This is a genomic window from Streptomyces sp. NPDC058291, from assembly GCF_042880855.1.
Classification (GTDB): Bacteria; Actinomycetota; Actinomycetes; order Streptomycetales; family Streptomycetaceae; genus Streptomyces.
This window is the reverse complement of sequence record NZ_JBHVYK010000023.1, coordinates 16,182-41,786: the sequence shown is the minus strand read 5'-3', so window position 1 is coordinate 41,786 and position 25,605 is coordinate 16,182. Positions and strand designations below refer to the sequence as shown.

Annotated in this window: 28 protein-coding genes and 1 pseudogene; 14 read left to right on the top strand and 15 right to left on the bottom strand. The window is 72.5% G+C overall.

Annotated elements, in window-relative coordinates; translation table 11 throughout:
• Nucleotides 1-350 precede the first annotated feature (350 nt).
• Nucleotides 351-2,015 (top strand): serine/threonine protein kinase, encoded by a 1,665-nt coding sequence (locus tag ACFVYK_RS14600; protein ID WP_389773145.1) that lies wholly within the window; start codon nt 351-353, stop codon nt 2,013-2,015.
• A 36-nt stretch (nt 2,016-2,051) separates the two neighbouring features.
• Here ACFVYK_RS14600 and ACFVYK_RS14595 read toward each other — a convergent pair whose 3' ends face one another.
• Nucleotides 2,052-3,539, bottom strand: a complete 1,488-nt coding sequence (locus ACFVYK_RS14595) for a serine hydrolase domain-containing protein (protein ID WP_389773142.1) — start codon at nt 3,537-3,539, stop codon at nt 2,052-2,054.
• Between the two features lie 97 nt (nt 3,540-3,636).
• Between ACFVYK_RS14595 and ACFVYK_RS14590 the strand changes: the two genes are divergently transcribed.
• Entirely contained in the window at nt 3,637-4,608 is a 972-nt protein-coding gene (locus ACFVYK_RS14590) for an LLM class F420-dependent oxidoreductase (RefSeq protein WP_389773141.1), read from the top strand.
• A gap of 185 nt (nt 4,609-4,793) precedes the next feature.
• Complete coding sequence (locus ACFVYK_RS14585; protein WP_389773139.1) at nt 4,794-5,882, top strand: hypothetical protein; 1,089 nt, start codon at nt 4,794-4,796, stop codon at nt 5,880-5,882.
• A 57-nt stretch (nt 5,883-5,939) separates the two neighbouring features.
• Here the strand turns inward: ACFVYK_RS14585 and ACFVYK_RS14580 are convergent, their stop codons facing one another.
• The 4 genes and pseudogenes from ACFVYK_RS14580 to ACFVYK_RS14565 all read right to left on the bottom strand — a co-directional run bounded on the left by ACFVYK_RS14580 (nt 5,940) and on the right by ACFVYK_RS14565 (nt 9,241).
• Nucleotides 5,940-6,365, bottom strand: a complete 426-nt coding sequence (locus tag ACFVYK_RS14580) for a DUF6328 family protein (RefSeq protein WP_389773273.1) — start codon at nt 6,363-6,365, stop codon at nt 5,940-5,942.
• Between the two features lie 166 nt (nt 6,366-6,531).
• Complete coding sequence (locus ACFVYK_RS14575) at nt 6,532-7,515, bottom strand: aldo/keto reductase (RefSeq protein ID WP_389773136.1); 984 nt, start codon at nt 7,513-7,515, stop codon at nt 6,532-6,534.
• A gap of 71 nt (nt 7,516-7,586) precedes the next feature.
• A pseudogene (locus ACFVYK_RS14570) lies at nt 7,587-7,982 on the bottom strand (TetR/AcrR family transcriptional regulator); the annotation flags it as partial.
• Nucleotides 7,983-8,023: 41 nt separating this feature from the next.
• Nucleotides 8,024-9,241, bottom strand: coding sequence for an FAD-dependent monooxygenase (locus ACFVYK_RS14565; RefSeq protein WP_389773134.1), 1,218 nt, complete (start codon nt 9,239-9,241; stop codon nt 8,024-8,026).
• Nucleotides 9,242-9,589: 348 nt separating this feature from the next.
• Between ACFVYK_RS14565 and ACFVYK_RS14560 the strand changes: the two genes are divergently transcribed.
• The 3 genes from ACFVYK_RS14560 (at nt 9,590) to ACFVYK_RS14550 (ending at nt 11,413) form a co-directional block, all read left to right on the top strand.
• Entirely contained in the window at nt 9,590-9,970 is a 381-nt protein-coding gene (locus ACFVYK_RS14560) for a tyrosinase cofactor (protein WP_389773132.1), read from the top strand.
• 52 nt (nt 9,971-10,022) lie between these two features.
• Nucleotides 10,023-10,847, top strand: a complete 825-nt coding sequence (locus tag ACFVYK_RS14555) for a tyrosinase family protein (RefSeq protein WP_389773130.1) — start codon at nt 10,023-10,025, stop codon at nt 10,845-10,847.
• Between the two features lie 113 nt (nt 10,848-10,960).
• Entirely contained in the window at nt 10,961-11,413 is a 453-nt protein-coding gene (locus ACFVYK_RS14550; protein ID WP_389773127.1) for an SRPBCC family protein, read from the top strand.
• A gap of 15 nt (nt 11,414-11,428) precedes the next feature.
• On the opposite strand, the gene ACFVYK_RS14545 is transcribed toward ACFVYK_RS14550, so the two are convergent.
• Nucleotides 11,429-12,139 carry a ribonuclease H gene (locus tag ACFVYK_RS14545; protein ID WP_389773125.1) on the bottom strand — a complete coding sequence of 237 codons (711 nt, stop codon included), beginning with the start codon at nt 12,137-12,139 and terminating at the stop codon, nt 11,429-11,431.
• Nucleotides 12,140-12,170: 31 nt separating this feature from the next.
• Nucleotides 12,171-12,971 carry a VOC family protein gene (locus ACFVYK_RS14540; RefSeq protein WP_389773122.1) on the bottom strand — a complete coding sequence of 267 codons (801 nt, stop codon included), beginning with the start codon at nt 12,969-12,971 and terminating at the stop codon, nt 12,171-12,173.
• 169 nt (nt 12,972-13,140) lie between these two features.
• Here ACFVYK_RS14540 and ACFVYK_RS14535 point away from each other — a divergent pair, with 169 nt between their 5' ends.
• Nucleotides 13,141-14,064 (top strand): aminoglycoside phosphotransferase family protein, encoded by a 924-nt coding sequence (locus ACFVYK_RS14535; RefSeq protein ID WP_389773119.1) that lies wholly within the window; start codon nt 13,141-13,143, stop codon nt 14,062-14,064.
• Here ACFVYK_RS14535 and ACFVYK_RS14530 read toward each other — a convergent pair.
• Nucleotides 14,061-14,543 (bottom strand): VOC family protein, encoded by a 483-nt coding sequence (locus ACFVYK_RS14530; RefSeq protein ID WP_389773116.1) that lies wholly within the window; start codon nt 14,541-14,543, stop codon nt 14,061-14,063. The genes ACFVYK_RS14535 and ACFVYK_RS14530 overlap by 4 nt on opposite strands.
• A 287-nt stretch (nt 14,544-14,830) precedes the next feature.
• Between ACFVYK_RS14530 and ACFVYK_RS14525 the strand changes: the two genes are divergently transcribed.
• A complete protein-coding gene (locus ACFVYK_RS14525) occupies nt 14,831-15,469 on the top strand; it encodes an ATP-dependent Clp protease proteolytic subunit (protein WP_329406602.1) in 639 nt (212 codons plus the stop codon).
• Nucleotide 15,470: 1 nt separating this feature from the next.
• Entirely contained in the window at nt 15,471-16,073 is a 603-nt protein-coding gene (locus ACFVYK_RS14520; protein ID WP_389773113.1) for a ClpP family protease, read from the top strand.
• A 21-nt stretch (nt 16,074-16,094) separates the two neighbouring features.
• Here the strand turns inward: ACFVYK_RS14520 and ACFVYK_RS14515 are convergent, their stop codons facing one another.
• Nucleotides 16,095-16,517: a helix-turn-helix domain-containing protein gene (locus ACFVYK_RS14515; protein ID WP_389773110.1), complete on the bottom strand. Its 423-nt coding sequence runs from the start codon at nt 16,515-16,517 to the stop codon at nt 16,095-16,097.
• A 238-nt stretch (nt 16,518-16,755) separates the two neighbouring features.
• On the opposite strand from ACFVYK_RS14515, the gene ACFVYK_RS14510 reads away from it, so the two are divergent.
• Nucleotides 16,756-17,643, top strand: coding sequence for an RNA polymerase sigma factor SigF (locus ACFVYK_RS14510; RefSeq protein ID WP_389773107.1), 888 nt, complete (start codon nt 16,756-16,758; stop codon nt 17,641-17,643).
• A gap of 276 nt (nt 17,644-17,919) precedes the next feature.
• Here the strand turns inward: ACFVYK_RS14510 and ACFVYK_RS14505 are convergent, their stop codons facing one another.
• A complete protein-coding gene (locus ACFVYK_RS14505) occupies nt 17,920-18,381 on the bottom strand; it encodes an ATP-binding protein (RefSeq protein ID WP_389773105.1) in 462 nt (153 codons plus the stop codon).
• A 373-nt stretch (nt 18,382-18,754) separates the two neighbouring features.
• Nucleotides 18,755-19,165, bottom strand: coding sequence for a hypothetical protein (locus tag ACFVYK_RS14500; protein WP_389773103.1), 411 nt, complete (start codon nt 19,163-19,165; stop codon nt 18,755-18,757).
• A gap of 309 nt (nt 19,166-19,474) precedes the next feature.
• Here ACFVYK_RS14500 and ACFVYK_RS14495 point away from each other — a divergent pair, with 309 nt between their 5' ends.
• Entirely contained in the window at nt 19,475-19,858 is a 384-nt protein-coding gene (locus tag ACFVYK_RS14495; RefSeq protein ID WP_389773100.1) for a nuclear transport factor 2 family protein, read from the top strand.
• 73 nt (nt 19,859-19,931) lie between these two features.
• Nucleotides 19,932-20,231, top strand: coding sequence for a DUF1905 domain-containing protein (locus ACFVYK_RS14490; RefSeq protein ID WP_389773098.1), 300 nt, complete (start codon nt 19,932-19,934; stop codon nt 20,229-20,231).
• Here the strand turns inward: ACFVYK_RS14490 and mgrA are convergent.
• On the bottom strand, nt 20,221-21,213 hold the full coding sequence (mgrA, locus tag ACFVYK_RS14485) for an L-glyceraldehyde 3-phosphate reductase (RefSeq protein WP_389773095.1): 993 nt from the start codon (nt 21,211-21,213) through the stop codon (nt 20,221-20,223). The genes ACFVYK_RS14490 and mgrA overlap by 11 nt on opposite strands.
• A gap of 137 nt (nt 21,214-21,350) precedes the next feature.
• Between mgrA and ACFVYK_RS14480 the strand changes: the two genes are divergently transcribed.
• Both ACFVYK_RS14480 and ACFVYK_RS14475 read left to right on the top strand, forming a co-directional pair.
• Entirely contained in the window at nt 21,351-22,235 is an 885-nt protein-coding gene (locus ACFVYK_RS14480; RefSeq protein ID WP_389773092.1) for a LysR family transcriptional regulator, read from the top strand.
• A 25-nt stretch (nt 22,236-22,260) separates the two neighbouring features.
• Entirely contained in the window at nt 22,261-22,776 is a 516-nt protein-coding gene (locus tag ACFVYK_RS14475) for a DinB family protein (RefSeq protein ID WP_389773089.1), read from the top strand.
• On the opposite strand, the gene ACFVYK_RS14470 is transcribed toward ACFVYK_RS14475, so the two are convergent.
• From ACFVYK_RS14470 to ACFVYK_RS14460, 3 genes are all read right to left on the bottom strand, one after another.
• A complete protein-coding gene (locus ACFVYK_RS14470) occupies nt 22,758-23,828 on the bottom strand; it encodes an adenosine deaminase (RefSeq protein ID WP_389773087.1) in 1,071 nt (356 codons plus the stop codon). The genes ACFVYK_RS14475 and ACFVYK_RS14470 overlap by 19 nt on opposite strands.
• A 37-nt stretch (nt 23,829-23,865) precedes the next feature.
• Complete coding sequence (locus tag ACFVYK_RS14465) at nt 23,866-24,261, bottom strand: VOC family protein (RefSeq protein ID WP_389773084.1); 396 nt, start codon at nt 24,259-24,261, stop codon at nt 23,866-23,868.
• A 276-nt stretch (nt 24,262-24,537) separates the two neighbouring features.
• A complete protein-coding gene (locus ACFVYK_RS14460; protein ID WP_389773082.1) occupies nt 24,538-25,458 on the bottom strand; it encodes an aldo/keto reductase in 921 nt (306 codons plus the stop codon).
• Between the last annotated feature and the right edge of the window lie 147 nt (nt 25,459-25,605).

The following is a 25,605-nucleotide window of genomic DNA, read 5'->3' as shown; positions in this document are numbered from 1 at the left end:
CACGGGGACTCCGGCGCGGGGACTCCGACGCGGGGACTCCGACGCGGGGACTCCGACGGGATTGCAAAAAACCCCTCCGAAGAGCCGCGGACGGTAATGGGCCGGGGCCGAGAAGGCCGTTCGCGGGACCCTCAATGGTCCCGGACGGGTCTGTTTACCGCTGGTCACACCGCAGGACACACCCACGACGGGCTCCGCCCTTTCCTTTTTTCTCGCACACGCATACGGTCGAACGCCCGGATTTCTTGAATGAAAGACAGCAATCGCGCCGGAGTTGCGGATCAATTGAACGAACCCCCTCGCGCCGGTCGTACCACTGGGAAAGGTGAATACCAGCGGCTCAGCGAGGGATGACCATGGTCAAGACGCACGTCTCCACGCACGAGTTGGTCGCCGGGAGGTACCGGCTGCTCGACGTCGTCCACCGGGAGACGAACCGCGTCAGCTGGTACGGCGAGTACGTCGAGGACACCGGGGCGGCCCGCCCGTGCCTGGTCACCAGGATCGGGCTGCCCGCCGAACAGGGCGAGGAGAAGGCGCGCCAGGCCGCCGACCGGGTGCTGGGCATGTCGGAGACGATGGCGCGGCTGTGCCCGGGCCGGATCGCCGCGGTCGTCGACGCCGTGGAGGAGGCGGGGTCCCTGTGGACCGTCACCGAGTGGATCGACGGCCTGCCGCTCGGCCAGCTCATGGCGCAGAAGGGCTCGTTCGCCCCCGCGCGGGCCGCGGCGATCGGGCTGCAACTGCTGGACGTCCTGGAGGTCGCGCACGGCGAGGGGATCACCCACGGCGAGCTGAGCCCCGGCCAGGTGTTCCTGCGCAGCCAGGGCCCCCTCGTCCTCACCGGTTTCGGGCTGGCGGGCGCGACGCTCGCCCCGCGCGTGGCCGCGCCGTCGTACGCCTCTCCCGAGCAGGCGCGCGACGAGCGCATCGGCCCGGCGGCCGACCTGTGGGCGCTGGGGGCGATCCTGTACACGATGGTCGAGGGGCGGCCGCCCTACCGGGACCGGGACCGGCCCGAGACCACGCTGAAGGGCGTGGACCGGCTGCCGCTGCGCACCCCCCTGCGGGCGGGTCCCCTCACCCCGACGGTACTGGGGCTGCTGCGCAAGGACTCCCGGGAACGGCTGACCCGCACGGTCGTACGCCAGTCACTCACCCGGGTGCTGGACGACGACCCGCACTCCCTCCTGCCCGCCCCCCGGCTGCGGCGCGTCTGCGCCGCCGCCCGGCACGTGGGTCCGCGGTGGAGCGGCCGCGCCGTGGCGGCCGGGACCGCGCTGGCCGTCGTCACCGTGGCGGTCGCCGCCCTCGTCGTGACCCACCAGTCGCCCGACGGCGACGACACGTCGGCGGGAGGGCCGCAGGCCCGGCCGTCGGCCTCCGCCTCGGCGCCCGGCGAGGACCCGGGCGACAGAGGCTCCGCGACGCCCGCCCCGACGCCCACTCCCACCCCGCCGCCGACGGCCGCGAGCCCGGCCGCGCCGGCCCGCCCGTCCGCGAGCGCGTCGGCGGGCGCTCCGCCCTCCCCCACCGCGACCGCCCTCCCCGAGGGGTTCGGCGTCTACCGGGCGCCCGAGGGCTTCTCGGTCGCCCTGCCCGCGGGATGGAAACGGCTGGAGACGGCGCGGGGCGCCGACCACGCGTACCGCGTCACCTTCGGCGCGCCCGGCGATCCGCGCACCCTCGCGGTGACCTACAGCGAGAGCGCCGGACCCGACCCGGTCGCCGTCTGGCGCGACGACGTCGAGCCGAACCTGAAGAAGGACGACGGTTTCCGCAGGATCGGCGCGATCAGGGCGACGACGTACCTGGGTTACAAGGCCGCCGACATGGAGTGGGTCGCCGACGCCGACGGCGGACAGGAACGGACCTTCGGCCGCGGTTTCCTGCTCGGCGGGGGCCGCAGCTTCTCGCTGCGCTGGACGACGCCCGCGGCGGACTGGGACACGAAGGCCGACCGGCAGGCCCTCGACACGTTCCTGAAGACCTTCCGGCCGAGCCCGGCCGCCTAGCTGGTCTCAGCGACCGGGGCCGGTCGCCGGCTGGTCTCAGCCGTCCGACCGGGACGAGCGGTCCGGCGCCCGCAGCGAGCGCAGTGAGCCGCCGTGCAGGGGCGCCGTGTCCCAGCGGGCGGTGAACGTCCGCTCCGCCAGGGAGCAGGTCACCCGCAGGCGGTGCGGGGTCTCCAGGAAGGCGACGTGCACGGTGAGCGTGCCGGCGTCGGTCCAGCCGCCGCCGACCGCGGTGGGCACCGGTTCCTCGCTCACCCGCCAGCCGCCCGTGGCGGGCAGCGCGAGCCGGAGGTCGCCCTGCTCCTCCGTCAGGCTCAGCGTCCAGCCGTCGGCTCCCTCGGCGACCGTGACGCCGGTCAGTCCCGGCTGGTCGGCGCAGACCCCTGCGACGGGGGCGAACACGGCGCCCGACCAGGCTCCGGCCCCCTGCGGCGGAGCGGGCTCGCCGGGGGCCGGGGGCAGCGCGAGCCGCGCCAGACGCTCGGCCAGGGCCGCGTCGGCCTCCTCGCGGCCGGTCAGCGGCCGCGGCCCGAACGCGGGCAGCAGATGCTCCCAGACGAGGGTGAGCAGGGCCTGCATGTCGCCCGCGGCCGCGGTCGTCGCGATCACGGCGTCCTGCTCTGGCAGGACCAGGCAGAACTGTCCATAGGCCCCGTCGCCGCGGTAGCCGTGCCGGGAGCGCCAGAACTGGAAGCCGTAGCCGCGGTCCCAGTCCCCGCGCTGCGCGCCGTCCGGCGCTCCCGGGTTCGTCGGCACGTGCTCGCGCGTGGCCTCGGCGATCCACTCCCGGGACAGCAGCCGCTGGCCCTGCCACGTCCCCTCGTCCAGAGAGAACTGCCCCAGCCGGGCGATCGCGTCGGTCGTCCCGTGCAGGCCGCTGAAGCCGAGTTCGCGGCCGGACCGGTCGGTCCGCCAGGCGACCTCGCCGAAGCCGAGCGGGTCCAGCAGACGCGGCCGCAGATAGGCGGTGAGCGACTGGCCGGTCACGCGCTGCACGATGGCGGCGAGCGTGTAGGTGGCGGGCTGGTTGTACGCGAACACGCTCCCCGGCTCACGGTCCGGCGGCAGCAGCAGGAAGCCCCGGACGAGGTCGTCGGGGTCGAGGGCGTGCGCCCGGTCGTAGGTCTCCTGCGCGTGCCCGCTCGCCATCGACGCCACATGGCGCACCAGCATCGCCCGGCTGCGCGGGTCGGTGACGTCCGCCTCGAACTCCGGGAAGTACGACACGACCGGGTCGTCGAGGCCGATCAGCCCCTCCGCGACGGCGAAGCCGACGGCCGTGGACGTGAAGCTCTTGCTGAGCGAGTACAGCAGGTGGAGCCGGTCGGGCGCGTACGGCTCCCACCAGCCGGAGGCGACGAGCCGTCCGTGGCGCAGGATCATCAGGCTGTGCGGCTCGACGAGCTCGGCCGACTCGACGGCGTCGAGGAAGGCGAGGACGCCCAGGGCGTCGACGCCCTGGGCGGACGGGGTGCTCGACGGCAGGGCGTGGGCGCTGCTCGAAGGCAGGGGGCGGGCGCTCATGGTCGCATCCTGCCCCGCGCGCACCCCGGCGGTCGACGGGTTTCCGGTCGCGGGGGCCGGCCTGTTTCCCTTCCCGGCTGCCGGGGACTCGGGACCCATGGTGCGAATCGGATACACGATGATGACCGAGCAGGCCGGCCCTCGTGACCTGGTCGACCACGTGGTGCGGGCCGAGGAGGCGGGTTTCGACTTCTCGGTGACGTCGGACCACTACTTCCCGTGGCTGCGCTCCCAGGCGCACGCCCCCTACGCGTGGAGTGTGCTCGGGGCCGCCGCCCAGGCCACGTCGCGCATTCCGCTGATGACGTACGTGACCTGTCCGACGTTCCGCTACCACCCGGCGGTGGTGGCACAGAAGGCCGCGACGATGCAGCTGCTCTCCGAGGGGCGCTTCCGGCTGGGGCTCGGCTCCGGGGAGAACCTCAACGAGCACGTGGTGGGCGGCGGTTGGCCCTCGGTGGACGTGCGACACGAGATGCTGGAAGAGGCCGTGGAGATCATCCGCGCCCTGTTCGAGGGCGGCCACGTCACACGGCACGGCACCCACTTCGACGTGGACTCGGCGCGGCTGTGGGACCTCCCCGACGAGCCGCCGCCCATCGGGATCGCCGTCTCGGGCGAACGCTCGTGCGCCCTCGCCGGCCGACTGGCCGATCTGGTGATCGCCACGGAGCCGAAGCCCGGGCTGCTGGAGTCCTTCGACCGGCACGGCGGCGAGGGCAAACCGCGCGTGGGACAGCTGCCGGTCTGCCACGACGTGGACCGGGACGCGGCGGTGAAGCGGGCGCACGCCCAGTTCCGCTGGTTCGGCAACGGCTGGAAGGTGAACTCCGAACTGCCCCACCCCGACTCGTTCGAGGGGGCGACCCAGTTCGTCACCCCCGACGACGTCGCCGCCTCGATCCCCTGCGGGGACGACCCCGACGACTTCGTCGAGGCCGTACGCCCGTACGCCGAGGCCGGGTTCACGGAGGTCGCCCTGGTGCAGATCGGCGGCGACTCGCAGCCGGCGTACCTGGAGTGGTCGGAGAAGACCCTGCTGCCCGCCCTGCGCGAGGCCTTCGGCTGAGGCGGCGACGCCGCCCGCGCCCCCGCCGCCGCAGAGCGGCCGGGGGTGGCCGGCAGGGGCCGGGGAACAGGGACCGGTGGGCCGCGGGCGGGTCCGGCAAGCATCGCCCACGGTCCCTATAGGCTGCCGGTCGGCGCTTGCTCCGCGCCGATCCCATGTCCAGCAGCCTGCAAGGAGAGTCATCCGTGACCCTGGCGACCGACCTGTCCGAGACGTCCGCCACCGCGTCCGTCGAGGCGCCCGCCGCGCCCCCCGCGCCGCTGTCGGACCTGGTGGCGCGCGACGCACGCGAGTTCGGCGTCTACGCGCGGACCGGCGGGTGGGCCTTCGGCCTGATGGTGGCCCGCAGCGTCCGGCCGGGCGGGCAGAGCGCGGACGGGACGCCGAAGGTGTCGGCCAAGGAGTTCGCGGAGCTGGCCGGCTGCTCCCCCGAGCGCGTCATGCGGTACTACAAGGCGTGGGACCGGGCCGCCGACGACGGCCTGGTCCCGCACTTCGAGGAGCTGTCGCCGGGCCAGGAGGTGGAGCTGCCGGACGCCGAGGTGTGGCTGACCTACTACGTCTCGCGTTCCAGCGCCGCCTCCGAACGCGGGACCGCGATCGCCGAGGCCGCCGAGGCCGCCGGCATCCGCCCGACGAAGGCGCTGGAGGTCGCGGAGAACCCGACCGCCCTGCGGGCCGCGATCCTCGCCGACCCCTCGACCGCCCGCGCGGCCCGCGCCGCCCTCCTGGACCGCATCAAGGAGGACCCGGAGCTGCAGACCGAGTTCGCCCGCGACGTCGTGCGCACCGACGACCTCAAGAAGGCCGTGGCCTCCGAGAGCCGCTCCGCCGACCGCATCGGGTACGTGCGCCAGATCGCCGAGTCCGGCCAGATCAAGACGCCCGCGGGCCAGACGGTGGACGCGCCCGTCGAGCTGCGGCAGGAGGCCGTGCGCCACCTGTCGCTGCTCGACGAGCTCGACGACGACGAGGGCTCCGCGGAGTGGGCGAGCGAGGCCTACGACACCATGAAGAGCCTGGTCGTGGAGACGGTCGAAGCCGACCCCGAACTGCGCGTGCGGGAACGGCGCACGAAGTTCTACAGCAGCCTGCAGCGGGCGACCAGGGTCTTCGAGGAGCTGACCTTCGACGACGTCGAGGCGCAGGAGTTCTACGAGGACGACATGGTGCAGCAGCTGGAGGAGCTCCAGCAGGCCATCGGCAGCTGCATCGCCGCGCTGCGCGGAGCGCAGGGCACCGGCGCACGGGACGCCGCGCCCGCGGCCGGTTAGTCCGGCCGCGGGCGCGGGCGAGCAGGACGGTCCCGGGGCCGGGCGTCGCCGTCCGGGTCAGTTCGTCGTGTAGCGGCGCCTGGTCCACAGGGGCAGCACGAACCAGCACAGCCCGTACCACGAGACCACGCCCGCGACGAGCCAGGGCACGAAGGCGTCGTGGGTGGCCACCCGCAGGATCAGCAGCAGGGAGGCGGTCATGGTGGCGAGCAGCAGGATCAGGCCGACGAGGGTCAGCCTGGACGCCACCTTCACCGCCTGCGGCTTCACCCGCCGCCCGGAGACCAGGCGGTGCAAGGACACGGGGCCTATGAGGGCGCCGGTGGCGCAGGCGCCCAGCACCACGGTCACGATGTAGATGACCTGGTCGATGGCCTGCAGATCGGCATAACGCGGGGTGAACACGACGGTCAGCAGGAAGCCGAAGAGGATCTGCACGCCCGTCTGGGCCACGCGGATCTCCTGGATGAGCTCCCCCCACATCCGGTCGGCTCTCTCCTCCTCGGTCTCGTTGCGCCCCGTGCGCCGCTCAGCGCTCGTCGCCGTGTCCGTCACCTTTACCGTCCTCCCGGTTGCGAGTGGTCCCTCGACCCCCTCCTCACCGCGGGTACCCCGTGAGCGGCGGTTTTCGCAGGTCGCCGCGCATTGTCTACCAGCGTCCCTCGACCTGCTCCTTGATGCGCCGGTCGTACAGGTCGCGGACGGCCGCCAGCGTCTGCCCGGAGAGCTCGGGGAGCCTCGCGGCGGCCGCGTTGGCGCGGGCCTGCTCGGGTGAGCGGGCGCCCGGGATCACCGTGGTCACGCCGGGCTGCTGGATGATCCAGCGCAGCGCGAGCTGGGCCGGGGTGTACCCCTCGGGGGCCAGGGCCGCGAACTCGACGGCGGCCTCGACGCCGGTGGTGTAGTCGACGCCGGAGAAGGTCTCGCCCTGGTCGAAGGCCTCGCCGTGCCGGTTGTAGGTGCGGTGGTCGTTCTCCGGGAAGACGGTGTCCTTGGTGTACTTGCCGGAGAGCAGGCCCGAGGCGAGCGGGACCCGGGCGATGATGCCGACGCCGGCCTCACGGGCCGCCGGGAGCACCTCGTACAGGGGCTTCATGCGGAACGGGTTCAGGATGATCTGCACGCTCGCCACGCCCGGCCGGGCGATCGCGGTGAGGGCCTCGGCGGAGGTCTCCACGCTGACGCCGTAGGCCGCGATGCGCTCCTCCTCGACGAGGGTGTCGAGGGCGTCGAAGACCTCGTCACTGGAGTAGACCGGGGTGGGCGGGCAGTGCAGCTGCACGAGGTCGATCCGGTCGACGCCGAGGTTGCGGCGGGAACGGTCGTTCCAGGCGCGGAAGTTGTCCAGGACGTAGTTCTCGGGGACCTGGTCCGCGCGGCGGCCCATCTTGGTGGCGACCAGCACGTGCAGGTCCGGCCGGCCGCTGAGGAACGCGGCGATGGTCTGCTCGCTGCGCCCGTCGCCGTAGACGTCGGCGGTGTCGAAGAAGGTCACTCCCGACTCGGCCGCCGCCTCCAGCACGGTCAACGCCTCCTTGTGGTCGACGTCCCCCCAGTCGGCGCCCAGCTGCCAGGTGCCGAGACCGACGACGGACGCATGCTGACCGGACCTACCGAATTCGCGCTCTTCCATGGTGTCAGTCTGTCATCCGGGGCCACCCGGCGCGGCTGCGGACGGCCCCGGGAGAGCGCCTCGCGCCCGGATCACTTCCCGGCCGCCGGTCCGCTCGGAAACCCCGGGACCCGGCCGTCGAGGTGCGCCTGCACGGTGGGGCCGTACCGGTCGACGACGTCCTCGACCGGCATCGCCCGCAGTGCGGGGCCTCGCGCGATGCCGAACCTCACGCCGAGGCCGAGCAGGGCGGCGACGGCGAGCTCCGCGCGCACCCCTGCGTCGGGGCCGGTCAGGCGGGCGGCCGGCTTCTCGGTGACCTGGGCGCGGAAGTCGGCGCGCAGGACGTCGCCGTGCTCGCCGTGCAGGGGCGCTAAGGCGATGCGCACCACGGGGTCGGCGCCGCGCTCGCGCCGGCTGACCAGCACGTGCCGGACCATGTGCCGGCCCAGTTCGCCCCGCGGGGCGTCCAGCAGGGCGTCGGCGTCCACCCTGGGTCGGTCTGCGCGGGTGCGGGCGGTCCGGCCGGTCAGTCGCGCGAGGACAGCGACCGTGCGTGCGCGCCGCGGGCCAGCTTCGGCCCCAGCCAGCGCTTGAACCGGCGCAGGGCCTCCAGCCGCCCGGCGGCCCGGTCGAGCCGGTAGTACATCTGGGGCGGCACGTAGGGCAACAGGGGCGAGTGGCGCTGGCCGAGCAGCGCGAACATCTGCTCCGGGGGGAGGTGGATGTAGCGGGTCAGGTTCTCGTACCACTGGGCGCTGTGGCGGGCGGCGCTCTGCGGGGGCAGCAGGGCGGCCTGGCGAACCCGTTCGTAGCGGGCGAGCGCCCCGGGCAGGTCCGGGCCCTGGCGCAGCGCCTCGGCCAGGGCGATGGCGTCCTCGAGGGCCAGGGTGGTGCCGGCGCCGATCGAGTAGTGCGTGGTGTGGGCGGCGTCGCCGAGGAGGACGAGGCGGTCGTGGCGCCAGGTGCGGTTGGTGAGGGTGCGGAAGGTCAGCCAGGGCGAGCTGACGTCGGCGACGGATCGGCCGACGAGGGGATGGCCGTCGAGGATGTGCGCGAAGCGCTTCTCCAGGGCGGCGAGGGTGTCGGCCTCGCTCGCCCGGTCGAGGCCGAGGCCGGCCAGGGTCTCGGGCGCGCACTCGATCACGCAGGTGCTCTGCGCGTCGCTGAAGGGGTAGCCGTAGCACCAGATCCAGCCGTGCTCGGTCTCCACGAAGGCGAAGGTGAAGGAGTCGAAGACCTTGGTGGTGCCGAGCCAGACATAGCGGTTGCGGCCCGGCGTGAGCGTGGCGCCGAAGTCCTTCGCGTAGTGGGTGCGCAGGGCGCTGTGGACTCCGTCGCCGGCCACCACCAGGTCGGCGTCCGGCAGGTCCTCGGCCGTGATCTCGCTCTCGAACTCCAGGCGCACGCCGAGGGCGCGGGCGCGGGCGGCGAGCAGTTCCAGCAGCTTGTGCCGGCCGATGCCGTGCCCCTCGTCCCCGGGCTGACGGGTGGCCAGGTCGCGGACGTGGGCGACGCCCTCGCTCCAGCGCACGGAGTGTTCCTCGATCGCCCGGGCCGACTCCGGGTCGCAGGCGCGGAGCTTGTCGAGCAGTCCCTGCCAGTAGGTGACGCCCCAGCCGTAGGTCGAACCCTCCGGGTTGCGTTCGTGGACGGTGACGTCGTGGGACGGGTCCTGCCGCTTGAGCAGGATGGAGAGATACAGGCCGGCGGGCCCGCCGCCGACACAGACGACCTTCACGCGCACCCCTAGGAGTTACCGCTGGTGGTTGATTGACGACGCAGGGTAGCAGGACCGAGGTCGGCCGCCGGTCGTCCCGAGTGTCCCTTCACGCCACTTTCCGCACGTGAGCCACACCACCGGCGGAACGCGGGTGCGCGAAAGTCCACCGAAAGCGGGGCCCCGGCGCAAAGGAATTGCCCGTTCCGCCTCGGCCGGGGCCATCGCGCGACAAGATCATCTTCGTTCAACACTGCACTACTTGTCATTGATTGTCCGGATCGCGGCCAACCGGTCGGAGGCGATTTCCCCCTCTCTCCCGGCCGCCGATAGGCATGCGGAGTCGTCAACCCAACGCACTCCAGGAGGTCCCGCATGCCGGAACTCACCCGTCGTCGCGCACTCACCGCGGTGGCCGTCGCCGCCGGCGCCCCGTTCGTCGCCGTCCCCGCCGCCCGGGCCGCCGGGTCGCACCACGACCCTCACGGCGGCTCCCACGACTCGCCCGAGCCCTTCGACGAGGTCTACCGGGGCCGCCGCATACAGGGCCGGCCCGCCACCGGGGGCGGCCACCACCACGGCGGCGGTTACGCCGTGTACGTCGACGGGGCGGAGCTGCACGTGATGCGCAACGCCGACGGCTCCTGGATCAGCGTGGTCAGCCACTACGACCCGGTGCCCACCCCGAGGGCCGTCGCGCGCGCCGCGGTCGACGAGCTGCAGGGCGCCCGGCTCGAACCCTTCCCCGCCGGCTGACCGGCCCTGCGCTCTCTTCCCCCCCGCAGCTTTCGTCCTTGGAGCCCGCACCATGACCGTCCGCAAGAACCAGGCGTCCCTGACCTCCGACGAGAAGCGGCGGTTCGTCGCCGCCGTCCTCGAACTCAAGCGCAGCGGCCGCTACGACGCCTTCGTCACCACGCACAACGCGTTCATCGTCGGCGACACCGACAACGGCGAGCGCACCGGCCACCGTTCACCGTCGTTCCTGCCCTGGCACCGCAGATTCCTCCTGGAGTTCGAGCGGGCGCTGCAGTCCGTCGACGCGTCGGTGACGTTGCCCTACTGGGACTGGTCCGCCGACCGCTCGCCCCGCTCGTCGCTGTGGGCGCCCGACTTCCTCGGCGGCAGCGGACGCAGCCGCGACGGCCAGGTGATGGACGGGCCGTTCGCCGCGTCGGCGGGCGCCTGGCCGATCAACGTGCGGGTGGACGGGCGCACTTATCTGCGGCGCGCGCTCGGCGCGGGCGTGCGCGAGTTGCCGACCCGGTCCGAGGTCGACTCGGTGCTCGCGATGGCGACGTACGACATGGCGCCCTGGAACAGCGCCTCCGACGGTTTCCGCAATCACCTGGAGGGCTGGCGCGGCGTCAACCTGCACAACCGCGTCCATGTGTGGGTCGGCGGGCAGATGGCGACCGGGGTCTCCCCCAACGACCCGGTGTTCTGGCTGCACCACGCCTACATCGACAAGCTGTGGGCCCGGTGGCAGCGCCGGCATCCGGGATCCGCCTACCTCCCCGGCGGCGGGACGCCGGACGTCGTCGATCTGCACGAGACGATGAAGCCCTGGAACGACACCGCCCCGGCGGACCTTCTCGATCACACGGCTCACTACACCTTCGACAGCGACTGATTCCTCCCGCCGTTCGCCGGCTGATCGTCTCCGTCCGGTTTGCGGTCCGGGTCACGGGTACCCGCACCGACGTCACCGACGGAAGAACCACGACAGCGCAGGAGGAGACGACCGTGTCGCAGGTCGAGGAATCCATCGAGGTCGGCGTGCCCGTGCACACCGCCTACAACCAGTGGACGCAGTTCGAGACGTTCCCCAAGTTCATGAGCGGGGTGGAACGCATCGAACAGCGGTCCGACACGCTCACGCACTGGGTGACCAGCGTCAACGGCGTGCACCGGGAGTTCGATGCGGAGATCACCGAGCAGATCCCGGACGAACGGGTCGCCTGGACCACCGTGTCCGGCGAGGCCCGGCAGGCGGGGGTGGTGACCTTCCACCGGCTCGACGACGACCACACCAAGGTGATGCTCCAGATGGAGTTCCAGCCGGAGGGCGTCGCCGAGAGCGTCGGCGACAAGCTGGGCTTCGTCAAGCGTCAGACCAAGGGCGATCTGGAACGCTTCAAGGAGTTCATCGAGGAGCGCGGACTGGAGACGGGGGGCTGGCGCGGCGCGGTCCTGTGACGGTCTCGCTCCGGCTCAACCCGCGTCCGCCGTACGGCACTCCGGGTGCCCCCAGCCCTGCGTGTTCTTGGCGATGTCCTCGCCCGCCGCGTAGGAGCGGCCGCACAGACAGCGGCCGGGGAACTTGGCCTTGATCGTGCGGGAGGACGAACCGCCGCTCCGCCGGGACGACTTGTTCCCGGCGGGGCGGCCGTTCTTCTTTCCGGCCGCCTTCGGGGTGTCCGGCGAGGCAGGCGGCTCGGGGGAGCCCCGGTCGCTGCCCGCCGGCTGCTGGACGACGGCCGCCTGGCTGGCGGCGCGGTCGGCGAAGTCGTTGAGCGGGTCGCCGTCCACCTGGTGGGCGGGCACATAGCGGAAGTCGACGGAGCGGCCGTCGAGCAGCTCGTCGATGCGCACGACCAGTTCCTGGTTGGCCACCGGCTTCCCGGCGGAGGTCTTCCAGCCGTTGCGCTTCCAGCCGGGCAGCCAGGTGGTCACGGCTTTCATGGCGTACTGCGAGTCCATCCGGACCTCGAGCGGCACGGTCGGATCGGTCGCCGCCAACAGGCGTTCGAGCGCGGTGAGTTCGGCGACGTTGTTGGTGGCCTTGCCGAGCGGCCCGGCCTCCCAGCGGGTCGGCGCCTCCGCGTCGTCCGCGACCACCCACGCCCAGGCCGCCGGCCCGGGGTTCCCCTTCGAGGCCCCGTCGCACGCGGCCACCACTCGTTCACGCATGCGCACGATCATGCCACGGCCGCCGGCGTCGCCGGCCGCCCGGCTAGGAGACCTCGTCGCTCTGGGGCAGCTCGCCCGCGGTGGTGGTCACGTCGATCACCGAGAAGTTCGCGCCCTGCGGGTCGCTCAGCGCGGCGAAGCGTCCGAACGGGGTGTCCATCGGGCCGAAGCGCAGGATCCCGCCCTGCCCGGTGGCCCTGGCCACGGCCTCGTCGCAGTCGTCGACGGTGAAGTAGACGTTGACGTACGAGGGGACCTCGGGCGGGAAGTCCTCGGTCATCCTCATGCGGCCGAGCACGGTCTCGCCGCCGATGTCGAACATCCGGAAGTCGACCGCGTCGTCCCGCATCTGCTTGGCCGTGTAGGGGAAGACGGCCGGGAGGAACGCGTCCGTCTTCTCGGGATCGCGGGTGAAGACCTCGGCCCAGCAGAACGCGCCGGGCTGCCCGGGCGGGGCCTCGAAGCCCTCGTGGACTCCCGCCTGCCACACCCCGAACACGGCGCCGGCGGGTTCACGGGCGAGGCACATGGTGCCGAACTCGCCGACCTGCATCGGCTCCATCAGCACCTCGCCGCCGTGCTCGCGGATCCTGCCCGCGGTCGCGGCGGCGTCCGGGGAGGCGAAGTACAGGCACCACTGGGACTGTCCCTCCTGGCCGGGCATCGGCGGGACGACGGCGGCCGCCGCCCTGCCGTCGGCGTAGGCCTGGGTGTAGTTCCCGTACTCCGACGTCGACTCGCCGAAGGTCCAGCCGAGGACGTGGCCGTAGAACCGCTTGGCGCCCTCCAGGTCGCTGAACATCGCGTCGGCCCAGCAAGGGGTTCCCTCTGGTCGTACGGCCATCACTACGGCCCTCCTGATGAGATGGGTTCGTCCGGTTCCTCACGCTAGCCACCCGGCCTCCGGCCCGCGCGCCGAACGTCCGGCCGTCGGGCGTGGGCCGCCCGGCCGCGGCGGCGCCTCTCCGAATACCGGTGGACAGCCGGGCGGTCGGCCCCGTCCAATGGCCTGCATGTGCGCTGCTGTGAAGATGCGTCCGGACGAGGTCGACCTCGACGCCCCGCTGGTGGGCCGGCTGGTCGCCGCCCAGTTCCCGCGGTGGGCGGGGCTGCCCGTCCGGCGGCTGCCCTCCTCCGGGACGGAGAACGCGATGTTCCGGCTGGGCGACGACAAGGTGGTGCGGCTGCCCCGCCACCCCGGCGCCGTGGGGAGCGTGGCGCACGAGCAGCGCTGGCTGGCCCGGCTGGGACCCGCGCTGCCGGTGGCGGCGCCGGTGCCGCTGGAGCGGGGCGGGCCCGGTGAGGGGTTCGCCTGGCCCTGGTCGGTCTACCGCTGGCTGGAGGGCCGCAACCCGGTCGCGGGCGCCGTGGACAGGCCGCTGTCGCTGGCGGCGGAGCTGGCGGCGTTCGTCACCGCCCTGCGCGGGATCGATCCGCGCGGCGGACCGCCCAACGACCGGGGTGTTCCGCTGGCCGACCGCGACGGTCCCACCCGCGACGCCCTCGCGCGGCTCGCGGGCCGGATCGACACCGACGCGGTCACCGCACTGTGGGAGCAGGCGTTGCGGGCCCCGGCGCGCACGGCGCCGCCCGTGTGGGCCCACGGGGATCTCTCCCCCGGGAACGTCCTGGTCGAGGACGGACGCCTCGCGGCGGTGATCGACTTCGGCGGGGCCGGGGTGGGCGATCCGGCCGTCGATCTGATCGTCGCGTGGAACCTGCTGCCCGCGTCCGCGCGCGGCGCCTTCCGCGAGGCGGTGGGCGCGGACGACGCCGAGTGGGCGCGCGGCCGGGGCTGGGCGCTGTCGATCTCGCTGATCCAGCTGCCGTACTACTGGGAGACCAATCCGCCGCTGGCGGAGAACTCCCGGCATGTGATCAGGGAGATCCTGGCCGAGTCCCGGGCGCTCGGGGCGCTCCCGCCGTCCGGCGTCTAGGCGCCCTCGTAGGCCTTCCGCAGGGCGGCGAGGTCGAGCTTGCCCATGGCGTACATGGCCCGGGTGGTGCGGACGGCCTTCTCGGGGTCGGGGTCGCTGATCATCTCGATCACCCCGTCCGGGATGACCTGCCAGGACACTCCGTACCTGTCCTTCAGCCAGCCGCACGGGCCGGGCTCGCCGCCGTTCTCGGTGAGCCTGGCCCAGTAGTGGTCGACCTCCTCCTGGTCCGCGCAGTGGATCTGGAAGGAGATCGCCTCGCTGAACGTGAACTGCGGGCCGCCGTTGATGCCGACGAACCGCTGTCCGTTGGCCGTGAACTCCACGGCCAGCACGGAGCCCGCCGGGCCGGGGCCGGCCTCGTTGTAGCGGCCGACGGCCCCGATGGAGGAGTTCTTGAAGATCGAGACGTAGTAGTGGGCGGCTTCCTCGGCCTGGCCGTCGAACCAGAGACACGTGGTGAATCCGTCGGTGGTCATCGGTACCTCCTGGGCGTGGGACGCGGTCTTCAGTGTCGACTGCCGCGAGCCCCGGAACTCATCGGCCGCGCCGCCCGCTCTTTCGACGGGCCGGGCGGCGGCCGTTTTGAAGGACGGGCTCCGGCAGGTCGAGCGTTCCGGCAGGTCGGGCGTTCCGGCAGGTCGGACGGGAAGCCCCGGAGCGCTCTGCCCGTGGCGAATCTGCCGCGGGCAGAGAAACGGCGTCCGGACGTCGTGCGCGGTCGACAGTGGAGTCGACGGCATCCACGCCACGACGAGGAGAACCGATGACCCCACTGACCACCTTCGCCCCCCGGGCCGAGGAGGGCGACACGGCGCCCACCCGGTTCGACGACCAGCTCGCCGCCCAGCTGCTCGGCCGCCGCATCGTGCTGCTGGGCACCCAGGTCGACGAGGTCTCCGCCAACCGGGTCTGCTCCCAGCTGCTGATCCTTTCGGCGGAGGACCCGCGGACCGACATCAGCCTGTACATCAACAGCCCGGGCGGATCGGTGCACGCGGGACTGGCGATCTACGACACGATGCAGCTGATCCCCAACGACGTCTCGACGCTCGCCATGGGCTTCGCGGCCAGCATGGGCCAGTTCCTGCTCAGCGTCGGCGCGCCCGGCAAGCGGTACGCGCTGCCGAACGCGCGGGTCATGATGCACCAGCCGTCGGCCGGGATCGGCGGCACCACCGCGGACATCGAGATCCAGGCCGAGAACCTGGAGTTCACCAAGCGGACGATCGAGCGGATCACCGCCGAGCACACCGGCCAGTCCCCCGAGACGATCTCCAGGGACGGGGACCGGGACCGCTGGTTCACGGCCGAGCAGGCCAGGGAGTACGGCATGGTGGACCGGGTCGTGGAGTCCCTCGCGGACGTCCAGCCCACCGCCTCCAAGCGACGGATGGGGCTGTGACATGGGGACCTACACGATTCCGAACGTGGTCGAGCGGACCCCGCAGGGGGAGCGGTCCTACGACGTGTTCAGCCGGCTGCTGTCCGAGCGGATCATCTTCATCGGCACGGAGATCGACGACGGCGTCGCCAACGTCGTCATCGCGCAACTCCTCCATCTGGAGTCGTCGGCCCCGGAGAGCGAGATCGCGATCTACCTCAACTCGCCCGGCGGCTCGTTCACCTCGCTGATGGCGATCTACGACACGATGACGTACGTCCAGGCCCCGATCTCGACGTTCTGCGTCGGACAGGCCGCCTCGACCGCCGCCGTGCTGCTGGCGGGCGGGGATCCCGGCAGGCGGTTCGTGCTGGAGCACGCGCGGGTGCTGCTCGGACAGCCCGCGAGCGGCGGCCGGCAGGGCACCGTGTCGGACCTGACGCTGCAGGCGAAGGAAATGGTCCGCATCCGCTCGCAGGTGGAGGAGGTGCTGGCCCGGCACACCCGGCACGACATCGCGACGCTGCGCGCCGACATGGACCGCGACAAGGTGTTCACGGCCCAGGAAGCGGTGGCCTATGGGCTGGCCGACGAGGTGGTGAGCCGGCGTCTCGTCACGGTGTGAGACGCCGGCCCGCGGGGCGCGTCAGGCGGCCAGGCAGAGCCCGTCGTAGGACGAGGTGGTCGTGGTCGTCGTACGGCTTCGCACGGAATGCCGGCCGGCGAGCCTGATCAGCTCTCCCTGGGCCTGGGCCAGCAGATCGCCCAGGCTCAGGCCGAGGGCCTGGGCGGCGGCCGCGAGGACCTCCGAGGAGGCCTCCTTGCGGCCGCGCTCCACCTCCGAGAGGTAGGGCATGGAGATGCGGGCGGAGTCGGCGACGTCCTTGAGGGTGCGCTCCTGCGCCTGACGTTCGCGGCGCAGGACGTCTCCGACCAGGTCGCGCCACAGGGGCTCCCGCGCGACGGGCCGGGAGGCGGCGGGGGCGGGGACGGAAGCGGGGACGCCCGGGCGCGCGGCAGGCGGGCGCAGCGGGATCACGCGGGCTCGGTTCGGCGCTTGGTTGCTCACCTCTCAAGCCTAGGAGCGCCGGTCGGCCCCGCAAGAGCGCGGTATTGCGCCCTCGGTGGAATCGGCGGGTGCGATCGAGGACACTTCTCGGGGAGCGGCCCTCCGGGAATTCGTTCGTGATTCGTACGCATGGGTCGGCGAGGAGCGGGTACCCGCCCCCCGAAGGGGCGTGTACCCGTGTGCTCGCTCACAGACCGAGAGCACCAGACGCCGAACCGTGACTGTCGAGGGAGAGACCATGCAGACCGCCGTGAACCGGTCGGAGGCAGAGGTCGTCGAGGGCGGCGTCGCAGCCGGCAACGACAGCACACCGCTGCCGGGCATCGAGGCGCCCCGCAGCATCGCTCCGCGCGACGCCCGCGAGCTGTCACGACAGTTCTTCCGGCGACTGGCCGTGCTGGAAGAGGGCACGCACGAATACCAGTACGCGCGCAACACGCTCATCGAGATGAACATCTCCCTGGTGCGCTTCGCGGCCGGCCGGTTCCGTGGCCGCGGGGACGACATGGAGGACATCGTCCAGACCGGGATGATCGGCCTGATCAAGGCCATCGACCGGTTCGAGGTGGCCCGCGAGGTGGAGTTCACCTCGTTCGCGCTGCCGTACATCGTCGGCGAGATCAAGCGCTTCTTCCGGGACACGACCTGGGCGGTGCACGTGCCGCGGCGGCTGCAGGAGCTGCGCGTCGAACTCGCCAAGGCGCGGGACGAGCTCGCCAGCCGTCTCGACCGGGAGCCGACGGTCGCCGAGCTGGCCACCCTGATGAACGTCACCGAGAGCCAGGTGGTCGAGGCGCAGATCGCCGCCAACGGCTACAACTCCTCCTCCCTCGACGCCGCGCTCACCGGCGACGGCCCGGAGAACGGCGAGGCGGTCCTCGCCGACTTCATCGGCGTGGAGGAAGAGGGACTGCGCCTCGTCGAGGACTACCACTCGCTCGCCCCGCTCATGGCGGAGCTCAGCGAGCGGGACCGGCAGATCATCCACATGCGGTTCGTCGAGGAAGCCACTCAGGCGGAGATCGGCGAGCGCCTCGGCTGCTCCCAGATGCACGTCTCCCGCCTGATCAAGCGGATCATCGCCCGACTGCGCCAGGGCATGCTGGGCGAGCTCGGCTGCGCCTGACGAAGCGGCGGGACGGACGGTCGGCCCGGCCGAGAGCGCGCCGGCCGACGAAGGCGCGCGGCCGGCCGCAAGGCGGCCGCAGCGGCGTGCCGCGCGACGCGGCGCCGAGGCTGGTGAAGGCATGGCCGCGTCCGTACCGAGCGCATAACGCGTCCGTACCGCGAGCACATGGTGCGGGGCGGTCGACGGCACGGCACGGCCTGCGCGGTCGCTGAGGCGCCGCCGGGGACGTCACGGAGGCGCCGCGAAGGTGTGGGGCATGAGCGCCCCACCGACCTAGGCTTCGAACGTGAGCACGGCGCGGACGCGCTTGCCGACCGGTACGCGCTCGGCGGTGACCTCCGCCGCCACCGCGTGCACGATCTCCAGACCGTGCCGGCCGACCCGATGGGGGTCCTTGGGGAACCGCATGGGGAGCGCGTCGCTGCTGTCGTAGACGCACACCGTGACGGAGGCGTCCGTGCCCTCCAGCTCCAGGATGTACGGGCCGTTGCTGTGCCGGTCGGCGTTGGTCACCAGTTCGCTGACCACGAGCATCACCTCGCCGCTGACCCGGTCGCCGACCGTGGCGCACCACTCGGTCCTGAGCTGGTCGACGAAGTGGGCGGCGAACGCACGGGCCTCGGCGATGCAGCCGGGCTCACCGGTGTAGTGCGCAGCCCGCCTCAGCGGTTCCACGGGTACATCGAAACCAATCGGTATCACTGCCCCGTCCAGGTGCTCGATGTGCTCGATCATGCGTTTCTCTCTAGGAGGCCGGACTGGCCGGACGCTGCTGTGCACCAATGCTCGTACCCCGTGTCGCGCCGTGCAGTCCCCCTCATTTATCACCTTCCGCACACGACGACCATGGGATGCCTCACACTGCGGCGTGATCGCGGCCGGCCGCCGACCGGTCGCGAACGGCCTTCCCGGCAGGCGCGTCCCGCCGGCCCTGCCCAGCGTGACGGAGTGCGTCCGCGCAGCCCCCATGACCAGGCAGTCTCCCGCCACGGGTGGGACGGGCGATCTTCGGCCTTCCGGGCACCCGGGGGTCGGCGGGAAGGGGGAGGGGTCGGAGCGGGGGCGCGGGCGCGGCCGAGGCGCCGGGCGTCAGCCGAGGCGCCGGGCGTCAGCCGACGGGGAGGACGAGGGCCGGCACGGTGCGCTGCATGCGGAGGGCGTCGACGGACTCGGCGAGCAGTTCGTATTCGGTGGTGTCGTCGCTGACCGCGATGCGGACCAGCCGGCCGCCCGCCAGCTCGTCGGCCACCAGCTCCTGCCGGTCCAGGTCGGCGCACCAGGCCCGCAGCAGCGCGGGCACGTCGCGCACGGTGTCGGCGACCGGCACCAGCGCGCCCGCCGGGAAGTGTTCGCTCTCGGGCTGCGGATCCAGCCGTTCGGCCATCCAGGAGGCCCTGTCCCGCAGCCACCACAGGGCGAGGGCCAGCGTCGGGGCCCGGTAGGTCCCGAGCGGTACGCCGATGCGTCGGCCGTCGCAGACGCCGTACGCGGTGACATGGCACAGGAATTCGTCGTGCACGTCCCTCTCCCCCGGTGCTCGTTTGCCGGTGGTGCCTCGCTTTCCGTGCGGCTCCTGTGGGTGAACTCGTCCCTGACGTTCGAGTATGTTCACTACTCAAACACTGTCACCATGTCTTTTTGGCCAGTCTCTTGGCATATTCCCTGCCGTTCATGGCCGGAATGCGGCGGGCCCCCGGGGAAGCCGCCCTTACCCGTCAGGTAATCGACCTCGGCGGCCGACGCGGGCACGCTGGTCACACCGGATCGCGGAAACCGCCGAACCGGGTTCTGACCAGTAAGAACGACCTCGACGGAGGCTGATTTCCCCATGTCCGCGAACACCGACCGTTACGAGAACGCCGTCGCCCGCTACTTCGAGGCCTGGAACGCCCACGAGGCCAAGGCTTTGGCCAAGGCTGTCGACGCAGCGTGGGCGGAGGACGGCCGCTACACCGACCCGCTCGCCGACGTCGTCGGCCACGAGCAGATCGCGGCCGTGGTCGACGCGGCGCACGCGCAGTTCCCGGGCTTCTCCTTCCGTCTCGCCGGCGCGGTCGACGGACATCACGACACCGCCCGCTTCTCCTGGGAGCTGGTGAGCGACACGGACGGTTCGGCGCCGGTGGCCGGATCCGACGTCATCACGCTGGACGCACAGGACCGGATCACGTCCGTCCTCGGATTCCTCGACCGCGTGCCCGCCGCAGTCTGACGGTCCGGCAGCGATGAATTCCTCCGGTCGCGGCGGTCCACAGGAACAGGGATCACCGCGACCGGAGGACGTCATGAGCGCGAACGGAACCACAAGCGGAACTCCGAACGCCGAATTCACGGCCGTCCTGCGCAAGAGCCCGGCGCGCGGCGGCTGGACCTATGTCGTATGGCCGCAATCCGTCGCGTTCTTCGGCACCCGGGGACTGGTCAAGATCCGCGGAACGGTGGACGGGCATCCGTTCCGCGAATCCTTCATGGCCCTCGGCGACGGCACCCACGAACTCCCCGTCAACGCGCCGGTGCGCAAAGCCGTCGGAAAGCAGGAGGGCGACTCGGTGACCGTCCGGCTGACGGAGCGGCTCAGCCGTTGATCACCGCGTCGATCCGGGCCAGCTCCGCGTCCTCGAAGTCCAGCCGGTCCAGGGCGCCGACGCTGTCCTCGATCTGCCGGGCGCTGCTCGCGCCCACCAGCGCCGAGGTCACCCGGCCGCCGCGCAGGACCCAGGCCAGGGCGAGCTGGGCGAGGGACTGGCCGCGGGACTTGGCGATGTCGTCCAGGGCGCGCAGCTTGCCGACGAGCTCCTCGGTGAGCGCCTCGGAGTTCAGGAAAGGGCTGTCGCTCGCGGCCCGCGAGTCCTCCGGGATGCCGTTCAGGTAGCGGCCGGTCAGCAGGCCCTGCTCCAGCGGGGAGAACACGATCGAACCGACCTGGAGCTCGTCCAGGGCGTCGAGCAGGCCCTCGGTCTCCGGCCGGCGGTCCAGCATCGAGTACCGGGGCTGGTGGATGAGCAGCGGGGTGCCCAGTTCGCCGAGGATGCGGGCCGCCTCCCGGGTCTGCTCCGCCGAGTAGTTGGAGACGCCGACGTAGAGCGCCTTGCCCTGCTGGACCGCGGAGTGCAGGGCGCCCATCGTCTCCTCCAGAGGAGTCTCCGGGTCGGGGCGGTGGGAGTAGAAGACGTCCACGTAGTCCAGCCCCATGCGGCGCAGGCTCTGGTCCAGCGAGGACAGCACGTACTTGCGCGAGCCCCACTCGCCGTACGGGCCGGGCCACATCAGGTAGCCGGCCTTGGTGGAGATGACCAGCTCGTCGCGGTACGCGCCGAAGTCGGACTTCAAGAACCCGCCGAGCGCGGACTCGGCGGCGCCGGGCGGCGGGCCGTAGTTGTTGGCCAGGTCGAAGTGGGTGATGCCGAGGTCGAAGGCGCGGCGCAGGATGGCCCGCTGGGTCTCGACCGGGCGGTCCGGGCCGAAGTTGTGCCACAGGCCGAGCGACAGCGCGGGGAGCTTCAGGCCGCTGCGTCCGGTGCGCCGGTAGGGCATGTCCGCGTAACGGTCGGGGTGTGCGGTGTACAACGCGACTCCAGGAGGGGTTGGCACGGGGTTCGGGTCCGGGAAGATCTTTCTCGCGAACCGTCTCCCACTCTCGTCCGCCTGCGGACAGTGGTCCAACAGAAGAATGCGATGGGATTCAGCGGCTACGCTTCTCAATCATGGAACTGCGCCACCTCCAGCACTTCGTCGCCGTCGCCGAGGACCAGCATTTCACCCGGGCCGCCGAACGCCTGATGGTCTCCCAGTCGGGGCTGTCGGCGTCGATCCGGGCGCTGGAGCGGGAGCTGCGCGCGCCCCTGTTCGTGCGGACCACCCGCAGGGTGACGCTGACCGAGGCGGGGCGGGCGCTGCTGGCCGAGGCGGAACGGGTCCTGGCGCAGGTGCGGGCGGCCCATGAGGCGGTGGCCGCCGTGCAGGGCGTGGTCCGCGGCACCCTCTCGGTGGGCGCCGAGCAGTGCATCGCCGGGGTGCACGTGGCCGGGCTGCTGGCGGAGTTCCGGCGGCGCCATCCCGACGTGGAGATCCGGCTGCGCCAGACCGGCTCGGGAGCGCTCGGCGAGGAGGTGACGGCCGGCCGGCTCGACCTGGCCTTCGCCTACCGCACCCAGACGGACACCGATCAGCTGCGCTGCGTGCCGCTGGCCGCCGAGCCGATGTACGTGCTGTGCCATCCCGACCACCGCCTCGCCGGAGCGGCGGCGGCGCTGACGCCCCAGGACCTGTCCGGCGAGGTGTTCGTCGACTTCCACCCCGACTGGGGCCCGCGCCGCGCCACGGACGCCGCGTTCGCCGAGGCGGGGGTGCGGCGCACGGTCGCGCTGGAGGTCAACGACGTGCACGATCTCCTGGACCTGGTGCACGAGAACCTCGGCGTCGCGGTCGTGCCGCGACACTTCCGGCACAAGCGCGAGGCCCTCACCGCCCTGCCCCTCGAGGGCACGGGCGAGGCGGCCTACGAGACGGTCGCCCTGCTGCCCCCCGCGCGGGCGACCAGCCCGGCGGCCAGGGCGCTGATGGGGCTGCTGGAAACGGGGGGCGCGTGAGCGCGGGGTGGGCCATGGTGGACGTATGCATGCCAAGGACATCCTCATCGACGGGTTCAACCGCATCCAGGAAGAGGTCCGCGCCGCCGTCGAGGGTCTGGACCCCGACGGCCTCGACGCCCGGCCGGCCGCCGGGGCCAACTCGATCGCCTGGCTGGTGTGGCATCTCACCCGGGTCCAGGACGACCACGTCGCCGACGCCTTCGGCCTCGACCAGGTGTGGCTGACCCAGGACTGGGAGAAGCGGTTCGGCCTGGACCTGCCGGGCCGGGACACCGGCTACGGCCACAGCGTCGCGCAGGTCGCGAAGGTCCGGGTGCGCGAGGGCGCGCTGCTGACCGGATACCACGACGCCGTGCACACGCAGACCCTGACCGCGCTCGGCGCGCTCAAGGCGGCGGATCTGGAGCGCGTCGTGGACGAACGCTGGGATCCGCCGGTCACGCTGGGCGTGCGGCTGGTCAGCGTCCTGTCCGACGATCTGCAGCACGTCGGACAGGCCGCCTACGTCCGCGGGCTCCTTCAGAGAGCGGCCGCGTAACCCGGCAGGACGACGTCCTCGATGAGGGCCCTGCGCTCGTCGAACGGGATGAACGCGCTCTTGAGGGCGTTCACCGTGACCGTGCGCAGGTCCTCGACGCCCCAGCCCGCCTCCTCGACCAGCAGCGCCATCTCGCGGGTCATGGTGGTGCCGGAGACCAGGCGGTTGTCCGTGTTGAGGGTGACGCGGAAGCCGAGGTCCTTCAGCGCGGTGATCGGGTGCTCGGCGATCGATGCGGCGGCGCCGGTCTGGAGGTTGGAGGTGGGGCACATCTCCAGCGCGATCCGGCGGTCGCGCACCCAGCCGGCGAGCCGACCGAGCTTGCCGTCCACGATGTCGTCGGTGAGGCGCACGCCGTGGCCGATGCGCTGGGCGCCGCACACCTGGAGGGCCTGGTGGATGCTGGGCAGGCCGTGGGCCTCGCCGGCGTGGATCGTGAACGGGACGCTCTCGCGGCGCAGGTACTGGAAGGCGTCGAGGTGGTCGGCGGGCGGGAAGCCGTCCTCGGCGCCGGCGATGTCGAAGCCGACGACGCCCGCGTCCCGGAAGGCGACCGCGAGGTCGGCGGCCTCGCTCACCCGGTCGAACATGCGCATGCCGCAGAGCAGGGTGCCGACCCGGACCGGGGTCCCGGCCGCCGCCGCCTTCGCCATGCCGGCCGCGAGGCCCTCCTGCACGGTCTCCACGACCTCGGCGAGGCTCAGCCCGCCGTTGACGTTCAGCTCGGGGGCGTAGCGGACCTCGCCGTAGACGACGCCGTCCGCGGCCAGGTCGAGGACGTACTCCTCGGCGGCCCGCAGCAGGCCCTCACGGGTCTGCAGGACGGCGAGGGTGTGCTCGAAGGTGGCTATGTACCGCACCAGGTCGCCCGAGTTGGCGGCCTCGAAGAACCAGGCGGCCAGCTCGTCGGGGTCGGTGGTGGGCAGGGGGTGACCGACCGCTTCGGCGAGCTCGACGACGGTGGCGGGGCGCAGGCCGCCGTCGAGGTGGTCGTGCAGGACGGCCTTGGGGAGCCGGCGGAGGGTTTCGGTGTCGATGCGGGGCGCGGTCATGTGCGTGTTCCTCGGCGAGTGGTTCGGCGGGCGGTGCTCAGGCGGTGGCCGGCTGGAGCAGGTCCCAGCGGTTTCCGTACAGGTCCTGGAAGACGGCGACGGAGCCGTACGGCTCGTGCCGGGGCTCCTCCAGGAAGGTGACGCCGGCGGCGAGCATGCGGGCGTGGTCGCCGGCGAAGTCGTCGGTGTGCAGGAAGAACCCGACCCGGCCGCCGGTCTGGTCCCCCACCCGGGTGCGCTGGGCCTCGCCCTTGGCGCGGGCCAGCAGCAGCCCGGCGCCGTCCTGGCGGTCCCCCGGCCGCACGACGACCCAGCGGGCGCCGTCGGGGCGGGGCTCGTCCTCGACGAGTCGGAAGCCGAGCGCCTCGGTGTAGAAGCGGATCGCCTCGTCGTAGTCGTCGACGACGAGGGTGACCAGGGCGATGCGACTCATCGGGACCTTTCGCAGGCGGTGCGCGGAGCGATCCGGAGAACTTTCCGGAGGGTGGATCGACGGGTGAGGTTATACGTAAAACCTACCTGATGCCAGTCTCCTCCGAAGGGAGCGCCGCAGATGCCGCGGCGTGGCGGGATCGACGGCGGGGTGGGCGACCGCGGGGTGGCGGCATCGACCGCGGAGTCGCGGGATCGACCGCGGGGTGGCGGGATCGACCGCGGGGTGGGGGGATCGACGGAACGCGGTCGCCGGCCTCGGGCCGGCCCGTGACGGTCAGTCCCGTCGGTCCCGGCCGGCCGCGAGGTGGACCGCGTCCAGGCGCTCCCGCTCCTCCTCGGTGAGGCGCAGGGCCCCCGCGGCCACGTTCTCGGCCAGATGAGCGGGGTTCCCGGCGCCCGGCACGGCCAGAACGTGCGGACCCCGGCCGAGGCTCCAGGCGAGCCGGACCTGGGCGGGCGACGCCCCGTGGGCGCGGGCGACGGCGAGGACCGCTTCGTCGTGGGCGGTGGTCGCCCCGTGGGCGCCCGCGCCGCCGGCGATGGCGAAGAAGGGGACGAAGGCGATGCCCTGCTCACCGCAGAGGCGCAGGACCTCCTCGGTCGCCGGGCGGTGATCGCCGAGGCCGTAGCGGTTCTGCACGCTCGCGACCGGGGCGACGGCCTGCGCCTCGGCCAGATGGCGGGGCTCGACCGAGGAGAGGCCGAGATGGCGGATCAGGCCCGCCTCGCGCAGCTCGGCGAGCGCGCCGAAGTGCTCGGCGACCGACTCCTGCCCCATCCGCCGCAGATAGACGAGGTCGAGGTGGTCCCGGCCGAGCTGGCGCAGGTTCTCCTCGACGTGGCCGCGCAGGTCCTCGGGGCGGGCGGGGTCGCCCCACTCCCCCCGGTAGTCGCGGAACGGGCCCACCTTGGCCGCGATCAGCAGGTCGTCCGGGTACGGGGCCAGCGCGCGGGCGATGAGCTCGTTGGCCGAGCGCAGGGCGGAGAAGTAGAAGGCGGCGGTGTCGATGTGGTCGACGCCGAACTCGACCGCCTTGCGCAGCACGGCGAGGGAGCGGTCGCGGTCGGCGGGGGCGCCGAGGTGGAAGGCGGCGCTGCCCGTCAGCCGCATCGCGCCCAAGCCGATGCGGTTGACGGTCAGGTCGCCGATGTTCCAGGCGCCCGCGGCGTCCGCGGTGATCGTCGCGGTGCTCATCCCGCGAGTCTGGCACGCACCGCGCGCCCCGTCGGGGCGCACCCGTAAGCCGCGCCCCGTCGGGGCCCCGGCCGCGCTCACCGGCGGCGGTGTGCGCGACGGGATCGCCCACCATCCCTCTCGGCGACTTCGGGGACGCCCGTCGTC

Excerpts from the sequence above, each read along its gene's own strand:
- ACFVYK_RS14540 (WP_389773122.1), bottom strand. The coding sequence starts at position 12,971 with ATGGCCGTACGACCAGAGGGAACCCCTTGCTGGGCCGACGCGATGTTC.
- ACFVYK_RS14580 (WP_389773273.1), bottom strand. The coding sequence starts at position 6,365 with ATGTGGGGGGAGCTCATCCAGGAGATCCGCGTGGCCCAGACGGGCGTG.
- ACFVYK_RS14465 (WP_389773084.1), bottom strand. The coding sequence starts at position 24,261 with ATGAGTCGCATCGCCCTGGTCACCCTCGTCGTCGACGACTACGACGAG.
- ACFVYK_RS14530 (WP_389773116.1), bottom strand. The coding sequence starts at position 14,543 with ATGACCACCGACGGATTCACCACGTGTCTCTGGTTCGACGGCCAGGCC.
- ACFVYK_RS14470 (WP_389773087.1), bottom strand. The coding sequence starts at position 23,828 with ATGACCGCGCCCCGCATCGACACCGAAACCCTCCGCCGGCTCCCCAAG.
- ACFVYK_RS14575 (WP_389773136.1), bottom strand. The coding sequence starts at position 7,515 with ATGGAAGAGCGCGAATTCGGTAGGTCCGGTCAGCATGCGTCCGTCGTC.
- ACFVYK_RS14475 (WP_389773089.1), top strand. The coding sequence starts at position 22,261 with ATGCATGCCAAGGACATCCTCATCGACGGGTTCAACCGCATCCAGGAA.
- ACFVYK_RS14520 (WP_389773113.1), top strand. The coding sequence starts at position 15,471 with ATGGGGACCTACACGATTCCGAACGTGGTCGAGCGGACCCCGCAGGGG.
- ACFVYK_RS14480 (WP_389773092.1), top strand. The coding sequence starts at position 21,351 with ATGGAACTGCGCCACCTCCAGCACTTCGTCGCCGTCGCCGAGGACCAG.
- ACFVYK_RS14545 (WP_389773125.1), bottom strand. The coding sequence starts at position 12,139 with ATGATCGTGCGCATGCGTGAACGAGTGGTGGCCGCGTGCGACGGGGCC.
- ACFVYK_RS14525 (WP_329406602.1), top strand. The coding sequence starts at position 14,831 with ATGACCCCACTGACCACCTTCGCCCCCCGGGCCGAGGAGGGCGACACG.
- ACFVYK_RS14490 (WP_389773098.1), top strand. The coding sequence starts at position 19,932 with ATGAGCGCGAACGGAACCACAAGCGGAACTCCGAACGCCGAATTCACG.
- ACFVYK_RS14600 (WP_389773145.1), top strand. The coding sequence starts at position 351 with ATGACCATGGTCAAGACGCACGTCTCCACGCACGAGTTGGTCGCCGGG.
- ACFVYK_RS14590 (WP_389773141.1), top strand. The coding sequence starts at position 3,637 with ATGGTGCGAATCGGATACACGATGATGACCGAGCAGGCCGGCCCTCGT.
- ACFVYK_RS14535 (WP_389773119.1), top strand. The coding sequence starts at position 13,141 with ATGTGCGCTGCTGTGAAGATGCGTCCGGACGAGGTCGACCTCGACGCC.
- ACFVYK_RS14560 (WP_389773132.1), top strand. The coding sequence starts at position 9,590 with ATGCCGGAACTCACCCGTCGTCGCGCACTCACCGCGGTGGCCGTCGCC.
- ACFVYK_RS14460 (WP_389773082.1), bottom strand. The coding sequence starts at position 25,458 with ATGAGCACCGCGACGATCACCGCGGACGCCGCGGGCGCCTGGAACATC.
- ACFVYK_RS14505 (WP_389773105.1), bottom strand. The coding sequence starts at position 18,381 with ATGATCGAGCACATCGAGCACCTGGACGGGGCAGTGATACCGATTGGT.
- ACFVYK_RS14510 (WP_389773107.1), top strand. The coding sequence starts at position 16,756 with ATGCAGACCGCCGTGAACCGGTCGGAGGCAGAGGTCGTCGAGGGCGGC.
- ACFVYK_RS14495 (WP_389773100.1), top strand. The coding sequence starts at position 19,475 with ATGTCCGCGAACACCGACCGTTACGAGAACGCCGTCGCCCGCTACTTC.
- ACFVYK_RS14595 (WP_389773142.1), bottom strand. The coding sequence starts at position 3,539 with ATGAGCGCCCGCCCCCTGCCTTCGAGCAGCGCCCACGCCCTGCCGTCG.
- ACFVYK_RS14555 (WP_389773130.1), top strand. The coding sequence starts at position 10,023 with ATGACCGTCCGCAAGAACCAGGCGTCCCTGACCTCCGACGAGAAGCGG.